Origin of the sequence: Acidaminococcus hominis, assembly GCF_900291475.1 — a bacterium.
Lineage (GTDB): Bacteria > Bacillota > Negativicutes > Acidaminococcales > Acidaminococcaceae > Acidaminococcus > Acidaminococcus hominis.
The window spans coordinates 17852-36423 of record NZ_OLMM01000005.1; the positions used below are offsets into that span (position 1 = coordinate 17852).

Consider the following 18572-nt stretch of genomic DNA (forward strand, 5'->3'; position numbering starts at 1 on the left):
TATGTTTGATGTAAGTATCAAAAACGCCCGGCTGCTGGATACGGAAACCGGGCGGGAAAGCCGGGGCACCGTTCTGGTGAACCGGGATAAAATTGTGGAAGTCCTGCCGGAAGAAGCCGCCGTACCGGCGGCCCGGAAGGTGCTGGACGCCCAGGGGAACTACGTGTTTCCGGGCTTTGTGGACTACCATGTACACCTGTTCCGCCACGGCAGCGGCTTTGGCCTGGACGCCAACCGGCTGGCAGAAGCCGGCGTCACCACGGCCTGCGACATGGGCACGGCGGGCTACGCCAACTACGCCGCCCTCCACGCCTGTGACCTAGTGGGCAAAAAGCTCCGGCTCCACAGCTACCTGAACATTTCTCCTGTAGGCCAGCCAGGCCGGGGCATCAACGAACCCCTGGACGACAAGGTCCTGGACCTGGGGAAAATGGAAGCCCTGCTGGATGCCTATCCTGGGGAAATCCGGGGCCTGAAGGTCCGGATCAGCCAAAACATCGTGGGGGACCTGAGGCTGCGGCCGCTCCAAAAAGCCGTAGAAATGGGCGAAGCCCTGGGGCTGCCCGTCTGCGTCCACACCACCAATCCTCCGGAAAGCATGGGGAAAGTGGCTAGCCTGCTGCGGCCTGGGGATATCTTCAGCCATGTGTACCATGGTTCCGGCCGGACCCTTCTAGGGGAAAACGGCCACGTGGAACCGGAAATCCTGGAAGCTCGGCAGCGGGGCGTCCTGTTTGACGTAGGCAACGGCCGGGTGAACTTCAATTTCCCGGCAGCAGAAGGCGCCTTTAAGGACGGCTTCTACCCGGACATCATCAGCAGCGACTCCACCATTACCACCTTCCATAAGGAACCAGCCATGTGGGACCTGCCCCGGTGCATGTCCAAACTGCTCAATATGGGCATGAGCCTTTCCCAGGTGCTCACCAGCGTCACCACCACCCCGGCCAAGGTCCTGGGGCTGGAGGATACCATCGGCAAGGTGGCCCCGGGCTACTGCGCTGACCTGGTGCTGTGCAAGCTCCAGGAAGGGCCTGTAACCTTCGCCGATTCTGCTGGCAACGAACGCACCGGCACCCAGCAGCTGCTCCCCTACACCACCCTCCGGGCAGGCCGGGTCATCTGGCAGCAGGAACAATAATTCCTTTCGTTAATTTCATTAGTTTCACTCCTTTGCATAGAAGAAAAAACTCCGGCAGTCCTATCCCCCCGATAGGCCTGCTGGAGTTTTTTATGCAGGAAAGGGAAACCATTAATGACAAATTATTTTTGTTGCCAGTTCAATTTATAACTGTTTCCCTTTGTTCTTTATATACGGTAGAATAAAGTTAACGAAGATACTGAAAATTACGAATAACGACTTTATTCCATTTATAAGGAGGCAAAACGATGAACGTAGGATTTATTGGCTTTGGTGAAGCAGCGTACAACATTGCGTTAGGGCTGTATGGGGAAGGGCTCCACGGGATCAAGGCCCATGACGCTCTGCAGAATGACCCAATGATGGGCAAGTTGGTGCACAAGCGTGCAGAAGAAGCCCATGTAGAACTGGTGGACAGCTCCACGGCCATTGCCCAATGGGCGGACGTGATTTTTGCAGCGGTGCCTTCTTCCTTTACTCTGGGGGTTTGCGAAGAAATCAAAGGAGTTCTGAAACCTGGCCAGCATTATGTGGACGTATCCGCTTCCACCCCGGCCATCAAAAAGACCATCTGGGAAGAAATCAAAGCCACCGGCGTTCTCTTTACCGATGCCGCCATGCTGGGTTCCCTGCCTAAAAAGAAACACCAGGTGCCCATTACGGCCAGTGGCAACGGGGCTGCTGCCTTCAAGGAAACCATGGCCCCCTACCATATGGACATTACCCTGGCAGGGGAAGTGGCCGGTTCCGCTTCTGCCATCAAACTGGTGCGCTCCATCTTCATGAAGGGCATTGCCAGCCTGATGATTGAAATGCTGGAAGGGGCCCATGCCTACGGGGTAGCGGACGAAGTGGTGGCCTCCATTGGCAAGTCCATGGACGGCACTTCTTTCGAATCCCACCTGAACCGGCTGGTGACCGGCACCGGCGTCCATGCCAAACGGCGGGCCGCCGAACTGAAGGGCTCCATTGCCCTGCTGGAAGATGCGGGCATTGTTCCCCGGATGACGGAAGCTTCCAAGGCCGTGCACGAATCCCTGGTGGACTTCAACTTTGCGGAAATGTTCATTGACAAGGCTCCCACCCAATGGGAACAAATCATTGATCCCGTTCTGGAAAACCTGCAAAAGAAATAACTATCCCCTCCTGAAAAATAGAATAGAAATAGGCTGTGAGTCCTGCCAGCGCAGGGTTCACAGCCTGTTTTTATCCTGTCTTATTCCCATTTTTTCCGTGCAGACTTATCGCCAATTCCCATTTTTGTCCGGTACTTGTTCACCGTCCGCCGGGCGGCCTTGATGCCCTGCTCTTCCAGTTTTTGGCAGATGCCCTGATCGCTAAGAGGATGTTTCTTGTCTTCGGCGTCAATGATGGACCGAATCAGGTGCTCGAACTTCTCATCGGTGATGACCTGCTGGGTTTCCGTAGTCCCTGCATTCACCAAGAAGGAGTCCGCCGGAAAGGAGCCCCATTTGCAGGCAATGTACTTGTGGCTCAGAGCCCGGCTGATGGTGGAAATGCTCATGCCCGTTTCTTCTGCCAGGTCCGCCAGCTTCAGCGGCTGCCGGTGTCCTGGGCCTTCCCGGAAAAAGGGTTCCTGGTGGGTCACCAGGGCGTGGAACACCAGTACCAGGGTATGGTGCCGCTCGGCCAGGAGCTGCTGGAGCTGCCGGGCCTTGCCCAGCTGCTCTTTCAGGTAGTCCTTTACCTGGTTATTTGTAGTAGTTTTAGACAGCTGGACGTATTCCTGGTTCAGGGTGAACTTGCCGCCCCAATTGTCGTAAACCGTGAGTTTCAGGCCCTTCTCCGTAGCTTCCACAAAGGCGTCTTCCCGCTGGTACAGCACGGGACTGCCCGAGGCAAAGCCGGCGCCGGGCTTAGGGTTCAGCTTCAGAATCTGGTCCCGGGCGGCCAGGATTTTCTGCTTGGTGGTATGGAACTGGCTGGCCAGGGCCGGAATCTGATTGCCGGCCAGCTGCTCCAGGCCTTCCTTGACAATGCGTTTGGCCAGGCAGGTATCCCCATCCTGCTGGCAAAGCTGGAGCAAAAGACATTCCTGGAAATTCTGGGCCCCCACCCCGGCAGGCTCCAGGCTTTGGATTTTTTCCAGGGCCTGCCACACCTGGTCTTCGGTAACCCCGAAGGCCTTGGCCGTATCCAGGGAATTTTCCGTCCAATAGCCCCGGGCATCCAGGGTTCCGGCAATGTACCGGGTCAGCCGCCGCTGGGTTTCGTCCAGCTTTTGGCAGCCCAATTGGACTTCCAAATATTGCTGCAGGGTATAGTCCTGCTTTTTGGCGTTTTCCACCGGGTCGGGCATATCCTCATTCTCGTCCGTGTCCCCCTGATAGGCAGGACGGTAGGACCGGGCTTCTTCCTCGGTCCAGGGAAAGTCCAGCACCGGATTGGCTTCTACAGCCTGGGCAACAAAATTGGTCAAATCCATACTGCTCAGCTGCAAGAGATGCATCTGCTGCACCAGGTGGACATTCAGCTGCTGTTTTAAGGTATGCTGCAACGTTATCTTGCCGTTCACCGCGCTCCCCCCTCTGAAAGTTCTTCGGATGGCGGCTCCCCACCGCCAAAACGGGCAAAACAGGAATCTGCCTGAGCGGCAGACTCCGCAAACAATGCATACTAGGTTCAGCCGTTTTCTGCGGCTAATTTCTTTACTTGGTTGTTATGCCGGGAGGCATAATGACGGTACACATAGACCCAGTAGAACGACAGGGCTATGAGAATCAGGACCCAGGAAATGGGATAGGACAGGTACACCATTTCTACAGGGACTGCCGGGGCCTTGATATACCAAATCCATACCAGCCGAAACAGGCAGGTGCCCAGCAGGTTGATGAGCATGGGGCCCATGGTGATGCCAAAGCCCCGGATGCTGCCCACCAATACGTCGGCACAGCCAAAGATGACGTACAGGGCGCCCACCCAGTGGAGGCGCACGGTGCCGGCGGCAATGACCTGGGGATTGCCGTTAAACAGTTCCATCAGCTGGGGGCTCCACAACAGCATGCAGAGGCCCTCAAACAGCCCCAGGAAGAAGGCCAGAGTCAGGCAGGTGGCTGCCACTTTCTTCACCCGGGCCCATTTTCCCGCCCCCAGGTTCTGGCTGATAAAGGTCATGGACGCCTGGTGGAAGGAATTGATGGCAATGTACAGGAAATTTTCGATATTGGCGGCGGCGCTGTTGGCAGCCACGATGATGCTGCCGTAGGCGTTGATGGCGCCCTGAATGGCTACGTTGGACAGGCTGAACAGGCAGGCCTGGATGCCGGCGGGAATGCCGATCCGGCAGATTTCATACAGGCTTTGCCGGTGTACAAAGAAGCATTTCCAGTGGTAACGCCAGGCACCCTTTTCCCGGGACAGGCAGCGCAGCACCAAAAAGGCGCTGAGCAGCTGGCTGATTACGGTGGCCACCCCTACCCCGGCCACGTCCCAGCCCAGCCCGATAACGAAGTACAGGTTCAGCACCACGTTGGTCAGACCGCTGATCAGGAGGAAAATAAGGGGCCGGCGGGTATCCCCAATGGCCCGCAGCACTGCGGTACCATAATTATACAGCATCACAAAGACGGAACCCAGGAAATAAATCCGCAGGTACAGCACCGTCTTGGCAAAAATATCCGCCGGGGTGGATACCAGCCGGAGGATCCAGGGGGTCAGAACAAAGCCCAGGGCCCCCAGCACCACGCCGCCTACGGCGCCTACGGTAATGGCCGTGTGCAGGGTCAGGAAAATATCCTTCTGCCGGTTGCCGGCCCCTACAAAGTTGGCAATGAGCACGTTGATGCCCACGCCCAGACCGATGAGCAGGTTGGTAAACAGATAAATGATGGACGAGGTGCTCCCTACGGCGGCCAGGCTGTCGTACCCGGCAAACTGCCCTACCACCACCACATCTGCTGCGTTAAACAGCATCTGCAATAGATTGGTTACCATTAACGGCAGACTAAAGCGCAGGATTTTCCCTACCAAGGGTCCCTGGGTCATATCCATGGTCTGTTTGGACAACTTACTCACTCCTTTTATTCAGCTGGTTTTGGCAATCATGCGGCTAAGCTGGCGCAGCTCATCCTGGACGGCCCGAACCCGTTCATTTTGCGACCCATATAGTTTAGCACAAATTGTCTCCGCTTCCCAAAGAGCTTGGTAAGCTTTTTGTAAATTTCCCATGCCCCGCAGGGCCCAGGCCTGATGCTGGCGATTCACTGCGTATTCATGGTTCTTGCCGTAGAACCGGGCAATGTACTCGGCGGCCTGTTCGTAGACCTGGGCCGCCCGTTCATACTGGTGGGTTTCGTACAAAAGCCCCCCTAAGCCGTTCAGGGCCTCTGCATAGTGGGAAATCTCCTCCCCGCTGTGGGCCTGGAATTCGGCCAGGGCCTTGTCAATGCAAGCCTGGGTCTTTTCCGGCTGGCCGGCCTTCCGGTACAGCAAGGCCAGGTTGTGGTACCCGGGCCCCAGTTCCTCCACCCGACCGGACAGTCGCAGATACTGGAGGCATTTTTCCAGGTATTCAGCCGCCTGCTCCCATTCCCCCAGTTCCTGCTCCGTCTGGGAAAGATTCCCGTAAATGCTGGCGCAGGCTGAGGTATTGGTCTGCCGCTGGGCCTGGTAAATGGCTAAGGCATCCTGGAACAGCCGGATGGCATACTTTTTATTCCCGGCCAGGCGATGGGTCCCTGCCAGGTTGTTCAGAAGCGCTGCATACTCCGGACCGTTTTTGCCAAAGCGGCTGCCGATGCACTGTCCCACCTGCGCAAAAACTTCAATGGATTTGTCGTATTGTCCCAGGCTGCGATAGAACAAACCCAGCTCATGGGAAACCTCCAGCCATACCCCCTGATTCTCCTGCTCCCTAGCCTTTTGCTGCCAGTCCAGGAGAAAGGCTTCCCACTCCTTGGGGGAACTTTGCCGGATGGCGCGGGTTCTCTGCTGGTAATATTCTTTCATTAGGTTGTCCATAACTCGCCGCCCCTTTCTGTCTTCCTTATTGTAGCTTTTTTGCGTTTTTTGCACTTTGCTTTCTTCCTCCGTTCCTGTGCCTATTCTCATCTTTTTGGCCGTTCAGAAAGCGAGAATCGGCAAAAAAACAGCGAGGACTTGCACATACTTACAGGGGGTATCCCGCTATAATAAAGGCATAGTCAACAAGCCACGGAAATTGTGGAAAAAAACAGGAGGGTATTACAGATGGATAACTTTACTTTTTACAGCCCCACGTATTTTGTATTCGGCAAGGGCACCGAAAATGAAACCGGCGAATATGTAAAGAAGTACAATGGCCATAAGGTTTTGATCCATTACGGCGGCGGCAGCGCAGTGCGTTCCGGCCTGCTGGATCGGGTAAAAAAGTCTTTGGACGCTCAGGGGATCGGACATGTTGAACTGGGCGGCGTAAAGGCCAGCCCCCACACCGACCTGATTTACAAAGGCATTGAACTGGCCAAAAAAGAAGGCGTAGACTTCATCTTGGCTGTAGGCGGCGGCTCCGTTATGGACTCTGCCAAAGGCATTGCCCTGGGTGTTGTATATGACGGCGACTTCTGGGATTTCTACTGCGGCAAGAAGGGCCCGGTTACGGAAGCTCTGCCGGTTGGCTGCGTAGTAACCATCGCTGCTTCCGGTTCTGAAGGCTCTACGGACTCCGTAGTAACCATGGATACCGAAGACGGCCACCATTACAAACGCTGCGCTGACGGCGACATCCTGCGTCCGCTGTTTGCCATTATGAACCCTGAACTGATGATGACCCTGCCTCCGTACCAAACGGCCAGCGGCATCTCCGATATTATGGCCCACTGCATGGAACGGTACTTCTCCCACACCAAAGAGAATGAACTCACCGACCGTCTGCTGGAAGCTGTTATGCTGACCATGATCAAAGAAGCCCGCCGGGTTATGAAAGATCCCATGAACTACGATGCCCGTGCCAACATTATGTGGGCTGCCATGGTTGCCCAGAACAACTCCACCGGTGTAGGCCGCGCCCAAGACTGGGGCACCCACCATATGGACAACGAAATCGGCATCCTCTACGGAGCTTCCCACGGCGCCGGCCTGGCCCTGCTGTTCCCCTACTGGATGCAATATGCCATGAAGACCCAGGGACCCACCCTGTTTGCCAAATATGCAACCCGGGTATGGGGCTGCCAGATGGACTTCGAACATCCTGAAATCACCGCTATGGAAGGCATCAAAGCATTCCAAGACTTCGTGAAGGAAATGGGCATGCCTACCCATATCAGCGAACTGGGCGGCAAGGAAGAAGACATTCCTAAGATGGTGGAAAGCATGTTCCACGGTGCTCCCAACCACGGCAACTTCGTGAAACTGACTCCGGAAATTGCCGCTGAAATCTACAAGATGGCAATGTAACGTAACGTATCACTCCTAGCAGAAACTTCATAGAAACCCTTCTAAGCAAATTGACCCGATGGGAAAGCCCCCTCTTTCCCCATCGGGCCTTTTTGCGTCCGTAGGTGCAGATATTTACGAACTATGTTGCTTTTTCAATACCCGTTCTACACATGACTCGTATAGGCCTAAGACCGGCCCCTTCAAGCGTGAAGGGGCTGTCATCCTATAGGGATGACTGAGGAAGTTTTGTAAGGTGAATTGTCAAATGCTGATGCATCTAAGTTGAATTTTTGGGAGCCCCACATGGTTGTTAGGGTTCATACCATTCGGTTCGGCTTTGATAAAACTTCTATCGTCACCTTCGGCGCCACTTCCTTCACGCTTGAAGGAAGCGTTCCTATCCACTACTGGTCATGTGATAAAAAGAGAGATTGCAATCATCCACGTACTATGATTTCTTTTCCTATACCCGTTTTGCACATGACTCGTATAGGCCTAAGACCGGCCCGGCAAAGCGTTGCGCTCACATCCAAGAGTCCGGCAAATTTGCAAAGGGACTCTTGGTTTATGTGAGCCATGTGATAGCCGTCCGTGAGCCGAACCCGCAGGGTGAAGGGGAACGGAGCACGGCGAACCACTAAGGAGCAGTCATCTCGCAGAGATGACTGAGGAAGTTTTAATGAAGAACTGCGGTTTTGATTAGACTTCTATCGTCGCCTGAATCCTGGAAAACTTCTTCCGTCAGCCTCTCGGCTGCCACCCCCTTCACGCTTGAAGGGGGCTATAAAGGAAAATGCGACACTTCCTGAGCGGTTCTCTGCTAGCCAGAGTGGTTCGCGGCTTGCTGCTCAGCGTCACCCTCCAGGTTCGCTTTGCTTGGACTGTACCCCTTATTAAGGAGTCCACAGTGATAGGGTAACCAAATAAGGGAGTTGCGTCCCGATGCACGCAAAAAGGTCCTCCCCGCCAAGCGGGAAGGACCTTTCTTTTCGTTTTACAAGGCTGCGGCTCAGGCTTTTTCCGCATCGGCTTTCTGGTAAATAACCACATCCAGGCCTTTTACGTCCACCTGTACCCGGCCGTCGGGAGCTTCCACCTGGTAGGCTTCCGGCTGGGTCGCCATCCGGTGGCTCTTGGAGGCCAGCAGTGGGGTTTCCAGTCTAAAGATGATCAGGCACAGCCACAGGGTGGGCAGGGTCATGAGCAGACCGCCAATATTCAGCAGGCCCTTTACGGCGTTCATGCCGCCGGAGACCACCAGCAGGTAGGCTACGGCAGAAATGGCCGTACCCAGGATGATTTTCATAGCCTTGGGGGGTTCGGAGTCGATTTCCTGGCCGTGCACACACAGGGTAGCCAGGGCAGCGGTGTTGGGGTCAGCCAGGGTAATGAAGGACAGGCACACGGTAATCAGGAAGACCAGCTGCACAGCTTTGCCGCCGGGCATGGTGCCCAGTACCTGGTACAGGGTGGTCTGCATGCCTTCCTGCTGGATCATGGCCCACACATCCATGGTGCCGCTGGTTTGTACGTACATGCTCTGGCCAGCGAAGATGGCGATGAACAGACAGCAGAACAGGGACGGAACCAGAATTTCCACCAGGAGGAATTCCCGGACGGTACGGCCCTTGCCCAGCCGGGCCAGGAACATGCCGATAACCGGTGCATAGATGAAGAAGGAGTTCCAGAAGGTGATGGGCCATTCGTTAGGCCATTGGTCCTGGGGAACCAGGGTGTTGTTGATCATGATCTTGCCCCAGAAGTTGTCCATAATCTGGCCCATGGCTTCGGTGCCGATCTTGCCGATGAATTCAGAGTTGCCGGTGACCACCACGTAGATCATCAGGCCGAAGAAGCAGAACATGCAGGCAGAAGATACGTAGGTCAGACCCTTGTTGATGCCGGTCAGGCAGGAAATGATGAAGAAAGCAGCTACCAGTACGGTAATCACAAAGTACATCAGGGGTCCCTGGGTAATGCCAAAGACGGCGTTCATGCCGCCGGAAATCTGCATCAGGCCGGCTGCCATGGAGTTGGATACGCCGCAGGCTACTGCATAGCCGCACAGGATGTGCAGCAGGGTGGTAATGTGCCGATGCTCCTTACCAGCGGTTTCCTTTACCATGGGTCCCATGGACAGGGATTTCTGGTAGTTGAAGCACAGCAGGGCAAAGGCGGTAGCAGGCAGGGAATAGATGAAGTACTGGACGAAGGACCAGTGGAACATGGCCTGGCTGACGGCGAAGATGGCCGCATCCCGGCTGCCCAGGGCAGCATGGATGGCCAGGGGCGGGGTCATAAATTGGAACATGGGTTCGCCCATGGCCCAGTACAGCAGGCCGCAGCCGATACCGCCGCAGATGGAGATGGACCACCACTGCCAGGTGGTGAAATCCGGTTTGGCATCAATGCCGCCAATCTTGATGTCCCCCCATTTGAAGATGATCAGTACCAGACCCAAGATAACCGTCAGCACGGACAGGAAGTTGATCCACCAGCCAAAGGTGTCCCCAATCCAATACAGCATGGTGGACATGGCAGTACCAAATTGCTTGGTGAAGAATACCCCAAGTATGATTTCTGCGGTCAGGAGAAGTCCTATGACCACCAGGACTTCTTTGTAGATTTTGCCTTTCAGGTTTGCTTCCGGCATTTTCATTTCCTCCTTATTGTATTATTCCGATTTTTTAGGCTGGGTTGGCGCCAGTCCATTACGATTTTCTATATGGCAAAAACCGTGCCTATTTGCCAAAGGCGCTGTAGGCACGGTTCACTTTCCCGAGGGGCTACAGAAAAACTCCAGTACCGGTCAAGGTCCAGAGGCAACTGTTTTATTTTGGATTACGCAAAGTGCAAAAAAATTCAAAAGATTTCTTTTGCACTTTCAGGACGATTTTGCACGCCTAACTTTAAGCATATTTTTGCTCCCCCTGCAAAGATTTTTGTCATTTCTGAATCTTCTCGTTATTTTTCAGAGCTAGAGTACAGCCCAGGTTCAGGCTGCCCACCCGTTTTTCCCAGAATTTTTTTGCACCAGAAAGCTGCCCCAGGGCCGCAAATTATTTTTCTTTCAGGTTAAATACATTTTTTCAGCTGCCCTATATTTTGCTGCCAAAGCTGCCGGTTTCCCGTCGCCATTCAGGCAAAAAAATCCCTGGTCTCCAGGAGGTCCTGAAAACCAGGGTATAGACAAACGCGGCAGCCGGAATGAACCGCGTATGTCACTGGTTAATAGGCTGAGCCGGTTTTACCAACCCATTTTGTTCAGCCACTTGTTGGTGCTGCGGGGTGCCATGGGTTCCCCGTTATCCGGATCGTTGACGCATTCGTCTTCGTAGACGTAGGAACCGTCCAGATTCCGGGGGCGTTTGGCCATGTAGCGGATAAAGCCCAGGGTCAGCCAGCCGCAGATGAAGGCCAGGGGGATACCGCAGAAGGATTTGATGGTCTTAACCCCATCAATGCCGCCCAACACAATGAAGACAGCGGCAATCACGGCGAAGGTAATGCCCCAGAACAGCTTCAGTGCAACAGGAGCTTCTTCGTTTACGGTGGTTTCCTTCATGGTCATACTGGCCAGGGTAATGGTCATGGATTCGCACTGGGTAACCACGGAAATGGTGATGATGATCAGCATGAAAATCTTGGAAACCAGGGGAATGGGCAGTACGTCAAAACTGGTCAGGGTCATGGCTTCTGCCCCATTGGCCAGGTATTGTTCATAGAAATTGACACCGTCCCACAGCTGGGAGTGGAGGATGTTGCCGCCAAATACGGCGAACCACACAATCCCGAACATGGCAGGAGCCACCCATTCAATGGCGATAAATTCCCGGATGGTACGGCCGTAGGCCACTTTTACCATGAACAGGCCTAGCAGCGGTGCATAGGCCATCCAGTCAGCCCACCAGTACATATCCCAATTCTGGGGCCACATGCCGGAATCCGCATAGGGCATGGTGTTCAGGCTCATAGCAATGAAGTTGGATACGTATTCGCCCAGGGATTCGGCAAACAGGTTGCAAATGTAGGCGGTGGGACCAAAGAACAGTACAAACAGCAGCAGGATAAAGAAGAACTGCACATTCTTGTTGGACAGCCAGGTGATGCCTTTTTGCAGACCGCTTAGCGCAGAGGCGTTGTAGAACAGGAACATGAAGAAAATAATCGCTACGTATACCGGCAGGGAAGGCGGATAACCGGCAAAGGCTTTTACAGCAGCGGACAGCTGCATAGCACCGTACCCCAGGCCGCCGGCTACAGCACCGGTCAGGGCGAAGGTGGACAGAGCATCAAACCAGTCGGCTTTCCGGCTGCCAATGACTTCCGGTCCAAAAATAGGGATCAGCAGGGAGCTGGTACGGAAAGGGGCTTTCTTGTTGAGAATTACGTAGGAAAGAATTACGCCGGTCACCACGCAGGTGGCATAGGGAGTAAAACCCCATTGGAGGAAGCAGCGGGCCATGCTCCACAGCACGGCTTGGTTGCTGCCAGGAATCAGGCCCAGGGACTTGGGCGGTTCCATGGCCAGCATCAAAGGTTCAGCCGAGCCCCAGAACACCACGCCGGCGCCAATGCCGGTGCACAGGGAAATCCCGAACCATTGCATATAGGTGAACTTGGGTTTGGCATTGGGACCGCCCAGCCGGATGGAACCAATGGGGGTCAGCATGCAGACCACGCAGAAAATGACCATGAAAAAGCACAGCAGACTCAGGAACCAGCCAAAGTCCCACATGGCATTATGCATGACCAGGTTGTTCAGCACGTTGTAGAAACCCTTGGCATCCACCACGATGGCTATCAGCATCAGGGCGAACAGCACCACTGTCACAGACATGACGATGGGGCGCAGCTCGTACTTCTTTCTCTCTTTACTCATCTCAAAAACCCCTTTCCTTACGATCTAAGATAATAACAGGAAACCTGTTTCCTCCGGTGCTGCCCCTGCACGTTCTTCCATACCCTGGGCGGCTCCGGCGCGGCAAATTCCTCCTTTCTGTTCAGTCCGTTTTTCCTCTAATGCAAATATTCCGATTTTTCAGGACCAGTGACAACCAGTCCTCCTACGCTTTACTATCTTGCAAGAAACGTGCCTGTTTGAAAAAAGTTTGTAACTCATTAGAAAAACTAATGGATATACTGGTTCAAAACCGCCGTTTCAAGCCATTTTTCCAGTTTCTGTACTTTTTATTTTTACACTAAGTGCAAATAAAAAAATGAGGTTTTTGCACCTGCTGATTTTCTTTTTGCGTGCCAAATTATAGGCATTATATTTGCATAGCTGCAAATAATTTTGCTATATTTCAAGATTTTTTCCTGTCGTTTTTCTCCAGGTTTTACGCCATTTTTTATAGCAAAAGCAATTCCTATGCAAATTTTTGCGTTATTTTGCAGAGTCAATACGTCTGCTTTTTAGGCGCAAATTATTTTTCCTTTTTTTACCCTGCAAAAAGCGTTTCACAGGCAGCTGCACCCTTCACAAAAAAGCGGGGCAGGTTTCCCTGTCCCGCGGGCATGGTATGCAGTTAGCCTAAAAATTCGTTCAAATCAATGCTGTCCCGTTTGATCCGGTACTGGAGATTCTGCCGGCTCATACCCAGCTGCCGGGCAGCCGCCGAAATATTGCCGTGCTGGGCCCGGAGGGCCTGGCAGACGGCAGCCCGCTCCACTTCCCGGAGGGTCCGCTTCCGGGTCTGCCGGGTGGGTTTGGCCGGCTCCAGCCCCGGTGCAAAACTGGGGGCCACAGGATAGAAGCCCTCTGCTTCCTCTTTTTGCAGCTGGCTGATGTTTTCCGGGATGTACTCCAGGGTAATCAGGTTCCGGTCATCGGGAAGCACGTTCATGGCATACTCGATGGCGTGCTGCAGCTCCCGGACATTGCCGGGCCAATTGTAGCCCTGGAACAGCTCCAGCACCTGATTATCTATAGTGCGGACGCTTTTGTTCAGCTTCTGGTTGTAGTGCATAATAAAATGCTTGGCCAAAAGGGGAATATCCTCCAGCCGTTCCCTTAGGGGCGGGATTCTCAGGTCCACCACCCCCAGCCGATAGAACAGGTCCCGGCGAAGCTTGTGTTCCTGGAGGGCCTGCTGGGGCGTGATGTTCATATTGGACAGTACCCGGACATTCACCGGCCGCTCCGTCATGCCCCCTACCCGGCGCACCGTACCTTCCTGAAGCACCCGCAGCAGCTTGGGCTGCAGGTTCAGGTTCATGGAGTTGATTTCGTCCAAGAGCAAGGTTCCTCCGTCCGCCTGCTCAAACAGTCCCGGCCGCTGCTCGGCGCCGGTATAGGCACCCTTTTCCGTGCCAAAGAGGATCCCTTCCAGCAGGTTCTCCGGTATGGCCGCGCAGTTGATGGCCAAAAAAGGCCCATTGCTGCGCTTGCTGGCGTTGTGTATGCTCTGGGCAATCAGTTCCTTGCCGGTGCCCGTTTCCCCGTAGATCAGCACCGAGGAGGAGGACTGGGCCACGTGACGGCAGCGGTGAATCAGGGCTGCCATGGCATCACTGGCAAAGACAATATCATCAAAATGGTACTTGGCTTTCAGTACGTTCTTGTGGGAATGCCGGCCCCCGTCCTTGGTCAGGTGCAGCAGCTTTTCCTGGAGGTCGATGACCTTCTTGTGGAGCTGGTCCACGGCGCTCCAGTCCTGCATGACACTGCAGCCCCCCAGGATCTGGCCGTTTTGCACAATGGGGTAGCAGCTGGCCATAATGTCCACGCTTTTTCCCCGAAAGATGGTGTAATGCTGCCGGAAGTCCCGAACGGCTTCCCGATGCTCAATAACCCAGGGCACCCGCAGACCGTCGCCGTCCTGGCTTTGGTACACCTTGTCCAGCTTTTCCCCCACCACTCCGTAATTGGTGAGCCCGTCCATGCGCACCGCCGCATCGTTCAGGAAATAGATTCGGGACTCCTTGTCGCAGACAATCACGGACTCATTGATCTGGTTCAGGGTGCTGAGCAGCATATCGTGGCAGGCTTCGTAGTCCGCTTTTTGAAACACCACCAGGCGGCAGCCCTCCGGCAGCCCCTCCACCTCGGGATCCGGACAGGGCATTACGTATTCTCCAAAAGCAGGATTGCTGTACACCCGCTCCGTCCCGGATTGGAGCAGGGGCATACAGTAGGCAGGCAGGGGCGCGCCCTTTAGTTTTCCTTCCCCGTGGAGCAGCTGGTCCCCTCTGGCATTGATGTCCAGTACCCTGCCGTCCGGGTTCAGGACCAATGCGCCCAGATTGCACTGGGACAATAAGGTAAGTGCTTCTGTGCTTTTCATGGAAAATTCCTCCGATACATATGGCTGTCTGATATTTTTAACATAGTTTAGCCAAAAAGCGGAAGTTCCTATGTAAATTTTTCTTACAAAAAAGGCTGAAAAAACATACCCCATGTCCCTAGAAAAAATGGCCTGCAAATCCATTTCCGGTTTGCAGACCATTTTTTCAATCAGTTTTCCATTTTTAAAATACTTTTTGCATCAACTCAGGAACTCATTCAAATCGATGCCACCCCGTTTGATCCGGTACTGAAGGTTCTGCCGACTCATGCCCAGCTGCCGGGCTGCCGCCGAAATATTCCCCTGGTGGTGGCGCAGGGCCTGGTAGACCGCTGCCCGCTCCACTTCCCGCAGGGTCCGCTTTTTGGCATACTTATCCCGCTTGGGCTTGTCGTAGGGGGCGATCAGCCCCGGCTGAACAGGATAGAAGGCGTCCTTCTCCTCCTGCTGGACCTGGACAATATTCTCCGGAATGTAGTCCAGGGTAATCATGTTCCGGTCATCCGGCAGCACGTTCATGGCAAACTCGATGGCGTGCTGCAGCTCCCGGACATTGCCGGGCCAGTTGTAGCTCTGGAACAGCTCCAGCACCTGGGCATCCACGTTCCGGACGTTTTTGTTCAGCTTCTGGTTGTAGAGCATAATAAAATGCTTAGCCAAAAGAGGTACGTCCTCCATGCGCTCCCGCAGGGGCGGCACCCGAAGGTCCACCACCCCCAACCGGTAGAACAGGTCCCGGCGCAGCTTGTGCTCCTCCAGGGCCTGCTGGGGAGTAATGTTCATGTTGGACAGCACCCGGACGTCCACCGGATGCTCCGTCATGCCCCCTACCCGGCGCACGGTGCCTTCCTGAAGCACCCGCAGCAGCTTGGGCTGGAGGTTGATGTTCATGGAGTTGATTTCGTCCAAAAGCAGGGTCCCTCCGTCCGCCTGCTCAAACAGGCCCGGCCGCTGCTCGGCCCCGGTATAGGCCCCCTTTTCCGTGCCAAAGAGGATCCCTTCCAGCAGGTTCTCCGGAATGGCCGCACAGTTGATGGCCAAAAAGGGCCCGTCCGCCCGGCTGCTGGCGTTGTGGATGCTTTGGGCCACCAGTTCCTTCCCGGTACCTGTCTCCCCATAGATCAGGATGGAGGAAGAAGATTTGGCCACGTGGCGGCAACGCTGCATCAGGGCGGCCATGGCGTCGCTGGCAAAGATAATGTCCTCGAAATGGTATTTGGCCTTCAGCACGTTTTTATGGGCCTTTTTGCCGCCTTCTTTGGTCACGTGCAGCAGCTTTTCCTGAAGGTCGATGATTTTCTTGTGGAGCTCATCCACGGTGCTCCAGTCCTCCATCACGCTGCACCCGCCCAGCACCTGGCCGTTCTGGACAATGGGATAGCAGCTGGCCATAATGTCCACGGCCCGGCCCCGACAGGTGGTATAGTGCTGGCGCACATCCCGGAGGGGCTGCTTGTGCTCAATGACCCAGGGAACCAAGAGACCCTTGTCGTCCTGGCTCTTGTACACATTGGGCAGTTTCTCCCCTACCACCCCATAGTTGGTAAGGCCGTCCATGCGGACTGCGGCGTCATTGAGGAAGTAGATCCGGGAATCCTGGTCGCAGATGATGACGGATTCCTTGATCTGGTTCAGGGCGCTGAGGAGCATATCGTGACAGGCCTCATAATCGGTCTTCTGGAAGACCAGGAACCGGTACCCTTCCGGCAGATCCTCCAGGGTGGGCGTGGGGCAGCGGGCAATGTACTCCCCAAACGCCGGGTTCCCGTACACCCGCTCCTCCACCGGCTGGAGCAGGGGCACGGCGCAGGCGGGCAGGGGCGCCCCCTCCAGTTTGCCGTCCCCATGGAGCAGCTCATCCCCCCGGGCATTGATTTTGCGTACCTGTCCGTCCAGATCCAGGATCAGCGCCCCCAGACCGCATTGGGACAGGGCTGTAAGTGCCTCCGACCATTTCATGACATTTTCCTCCCATCAAAAGGTTTCCGCCTTAGGGACAAAAAGCCTGCCGCCGAAGCGACAGGCTTTCCTCTTAGCGGTTGGTTCCGATATCCAGAACTTCGTGCATGTATTTGATGCTCTTGCGCATAGCGGCAATTTCTTCTTTCCGGCCGTCTTCCAGGGTGTAACCGCTCAGGGGCAGTTCGATTTCCAGGTCGATGGTATCCAGTTCTTCCGGAGCTTCAGCGCGCAGGATCTTCATGACTTCGATTACATCCACATCCCCGTCGCCAATGGCGCAGCCCAGGGAATGGGTGCCGTCAGGATCGGCAAATACCCGGTTGTCGCAGAAGTGTACGCAGTAGGCATAGGGAGCCATTTTCCGTACGCATTCTTCAATGCCTTCGGCCAGCATCAGGGAGTTTATGGTATCGCAGCAGGCACCAATCAGAGGATGGTTCAATTGTTTTACCATCCAGATCACTTCGTCGGAGAACAGGTCGCAGTGGTTTTCGATGGCAATCTTCATGCCGTATTTTTCAATAGTAGGAATGTTCTTCTTGAAATCCAGGACAATCTTGGCCATTTGTTCCATGGCTTCCGGGCACATGGAAGCGTGGGAAATGGGATGGGGATGTTCCACGTCGGTGCTGAATTTCACCAGTTTGGCCCCAATAGCATGGCCGATTTCCAGAGCGTCTTCGATGGTAGCATTAACCCGGGGATCGGAAGGAGCGTTGAAGGAAATGTTCAGTTCCAGTTCTACGCCGTGTTCTTCAGCTTCCTTTTTCACCTTGGCCAGATGTTCCGGCGTGGTATCGTTGTTCAGGTCTACCAGGGTAATATGCAGTACCTGGATGCCTTCTTTTACAGCCAGGTCCATCAAATCTTCCAGGGTGCCGGCCTTTTCAAAAGCGTAATGCTTGCCTTCGCTTTGGAAGCCCCAGCTTTCGCCGTAGCCGCTCAAATGCAGGGTGTAGCTGTGCATCCCCAGTTTAAATTGTCTCTTGGCGTTCTTTCCCGTGATTTTGCTCATGTGATTTCTCTCCTATCATTATTGAAATTTGAAAAACAAATAAAAGCCTTTCGCATCAGCCAATATCTTTAATGCCATGTTCTTCCCGGAACACTTTGGGCGGTTTCCCCGTAATGCTGTGGAAGGCCCGGGTAAAGGTGGAGTTGCTGCTGTAGCCCACCATAACGGCAATCTCCATCATGGTATGGTTGGATTCTAACAACAATTCCTTGGCTCGGTCAATCCGCATTTTCCGCAGATACAGGCTGGGGGAACAACCGGTTTGCTGTTTGAACCAGTCGTTGTAGTAGGTGACGTTGTAGTTTTCCATTTCCGCCAACTGGTTGACGGTAATGGGCAGGTCATAATGCTCGGTGAGATAGCGAATGGACGGAGCAGCGCAGTTTTCCAGCAGTTTGCTGTACAGGAAGCTGTACAGGTAGCGTACGGACTGGCTGTTAGGATTCTGTTTCAGTTCCTTTTGGATCAGGTCCACCAGTTCCGTAATCTGGCCGCACATGGAGACAACCACCGGATAGGACAGCAGCTCTGCGTCCCGGTCCTCGGTGCTGATTTCCGTCAGGTTGATTACCAGAAGTTTGCCGCTGTAGCTGCATTGGTGATCGGTTTCCGCCGGAATCAGGCACAGTTCCTGGGGCGTTACCTTGTACTCCACATCACCAATCTGAATGTCCATGGTACGTTCCAGGGGCACCAGAATTTGCGGATACGCATGGTCATGTTCCCCATAACATTCATGATACAGTTGGATATCAAACTTTTGATTCAGCATTGTCTCCCTCTCCTCTTTCTC

At 54.4% G+C, this 18572-nt stretch carries 13 protein-coding genes; 3 read left to right on the forward strand and 10 right to left on the reverse strand.

All coding sequences use genetic code 11. The features are described 5' to 3' along the window. Position 1 precedes the first annotated feature (1 nt). Positions 2-1141: an amidohydrolase family protein gene (locus C7E10_RS06525; RefSeq protein ID WP_105326542.1), complete on the forward strand. Its 1140-nt coding sequence runs from the start codon at positions 2-4 to the stop codon at positions 1139-1141. Positions 1142-1389: 248 nt separating this feature from the next. Further along, positions 1390-2277, forward strand: coding sequence for a DUF1932 domain-containing protein (locus C7E10_RS06530; RefSeq protein ID WP_105326543.1), 888 nt, complete (start codon positions 1390-1392; stop codon positions 2275-2277). 80 nt (positions 2278-2357) lie between these two features. Here the strand turns inward: C7E10_RS06530 and rpoN are convergent, their stop codons facing one another. The 3 genes from rpoN to C7E10_RS06545 form a co-directional block, all read right to left on the reverse strand. After that, a complete protein-coding gene (gene rpoN / locus C7E10_RS06535; protein WP_105326544.1) occupies positions 2358-3677 on the reverse strand; it encodes an RNA polymerase factor sigma-54 in 1320 nt (439 codons plus the stop codon). Between the two features lie 107 nt (positions 3678-3784). Further along, positions 3785-5176 carry an MATE family efflux transporter gene (locus C7E10_RS06540; RefSeq protein ID WP_231086110.1) on the reverse strand — a complete coding sequence of 464 codons (1392 nt, stop codon included), beginning with the start codon at positions 5174-5176 and terminating at the stop codon, positions 3785-3787. Positions 5177-5185: 9 nt separating this feature from the next. Continuing rightward, positions 5186-6121: a tetratricopeptide repeat protein gene (locus C7E10_RS06545; protein ID WP_105327405.1), complete on the reverse strand. Its 936-nt coding sequence runs from the start codon at positions 6119-6121 to the stop codon at positions 5186-5188. Positions 6122-6349: 228 nt separating this feature from the next. Between C7E10_RS06545 and C7E10_RS06550 the strand changes: the two genes are divergently transcribed. Continuing rightward, on the forward strand, positions 6350-7534 hold the full coding sequence (locus tag C7E10_RS06550; RefSeq protein WP_105326545.1) for an iron-containing alcohol dehydrogenase: 1185 nt from the start codon (positions 6350-6352) through the stop codon (positions 7532-7534). 991 nt (positions 7535-8525) lie between these two features. Here the strand turns inward: C7E10_RS06550 and C7E10_RS06555 are convergent. The 7 genes from C7E10_RS06555 to C7E10_RS06580 form a co-directional block, all read right to left on the reverse strand. Next, positions 8526-10169 carry a BCCT family transporter gene (locus C7E10_RS06555; protein WP_105326546.1) on the reverse strand — a complete coding sequence of 548 codons (1644 nt, stop codon included), beginning with the start codon at positions 10167-10169 and terminating at the stop codon, positions 8526-8528. 594 nt (positions 10170-10763) lie between these two features. Continuing rightward, a complete protein-coding gene (locus C7E10_RS06560) occupies positions 10764-12398 on the reverse strand; it encodes a BCCT family transporter (protein ID WP_105326547.1) in 1635 nt (544 codons plus the stop codon). A gap of 314 nt (positions 12399-12712) precedes the next feature. Continuing rightward, complete coding sequence (locus C7E10_RS11960; RefSeq protein ID WP_146109049.1) at positions 12713-12919, reverse strand: hypothetical protein; 207 nt, start codon at positions 12917-12919, stop codon at positions 12713-12715. Positions 12920-13044: 125 nt separating this feature from the next. Further along, positions 13045-14802, reverse strand: coding sequence for a sigma-54 interaction domain-containing protein (locus C7E10_RS06565; RefSeq protein WP_105327406.1), 1758 nt, complete (start codon positions 14800-14802; stop codon positions 13045-13047). A gap of 201 nt (positions 14803-15003) precedes the next feature. Then, positions 15004-16761 (reverse strand): sigma-54 interaction domain-containing protein, encoded by a 1758-nt coding sequence (locus tag C7E10_RS06570; protein WP_105326548.1) that lies wholly within the window; start codon positions 16759-16761, stop codon positions 15004-15006. Positions 16762-16834: 73 nt separating this feature from the next. Further along, positions 16835-17779 carry a sugar phosphate isomerase/epimerase family protein gene (locus tag C7E10_RS06575; protein WP_105326549.1) on the reverse strand — a complete coding sequence of 315 codons (945 nt, stop codon included), beginning with the start codon at positions 17777-17779 and terminating at the stop codon, positions 16835-16837. A gap of 55 nt (positions 17780-17834) precedes the next feature. After that, entirely contained in the window at positions 17835-18551 is a 717-nt protein-coding gene (locus C7E10_RS06580; RefSeq protein ID WP_105326550.1) for a helix-turn-helix transcriptional regulator, read from the reverse strand. Positions 18552-18572: the final 21 nt, after the last annotated feature.

What these genes read in the sequence shown, in the direction of transcription:
- C7E10_RS06525 (WP_105326542.1), top strand. Translation starts at nt 2, where the DNA reads ATGTTTGATGTAAGTATCAAAAACGCCCGGCTGCTGGATACGGAAACC.
- C7E10_RS06530 (WP_105326543.1), top strand. Translation starts at nt 1,390, where the DNA reads ATGAACGTAGGATTTATTGGCTTTGGTGAAGCAGCGTACAACATTGCG.
- C7E10_RS06545 (WP_105327405.1), bottom strand. Translation starts at nt 6,121, where the DNA reads ATGGACAACCTAATGAAAGAATATTACCAGCAGAGAACCCGCGCCATC.
- C7E10_RS06550 (WP_105326545.1), top strand. Translation starts at nt 6,350, where the DNA reads ATGGATAACTTTACTTTTTACAGCCCCACGTATTTTGTATTCGGCAAG.
- C7E10_RS06555 (WP_105326546.1), bottom strand. Translation starts at nt 10,169, where the DNA reads ATGCCGGAAGCAAACCTGAAAGGCAAAATCTACAAAGAAGTCCTGGTG.
- C7E10_RS06560 (WP_105326547.1), bottom strand. Translation starts at nt 12,398, where the DNA reads ATGAGTAAAGAGAGAAAGAAGTACGAGCTGCGCCCCATCGTCATGTCT.
- C7E10_RS06565 (WP_105327406.1), bottom strand. Translation starts at nt 14,802, where the DNA reads ATGAAAAGCACAGAAGCACTTACCTTATTGTCCCAGTGCAATCTGGGC.
- C7E10_RS06570 (WP_105326548.1), bottom strand. Translation starts at nt 16,761, where the DNA reads ATGAAATGGTCGGAGGCACTTACAGCCCTGTCCCAATGCGGTCTGGGG.
- C7E10_RS06575 (WP_105326549.1), bottom strand. Translation starts at nt 17,779, where the DNA reads ATGAGCAAAATCACGGGAAAGAACGCCAAGAGACAATTTAAACTGGGG.
- C7E10_RS06580 (WP_105326550.1), bottom strand. Translation starts at nt 18,551, where the DNA reads ATGCTGAATCAAAAGTTTGATATCCAACTGTATCATGAATGTTATGGG.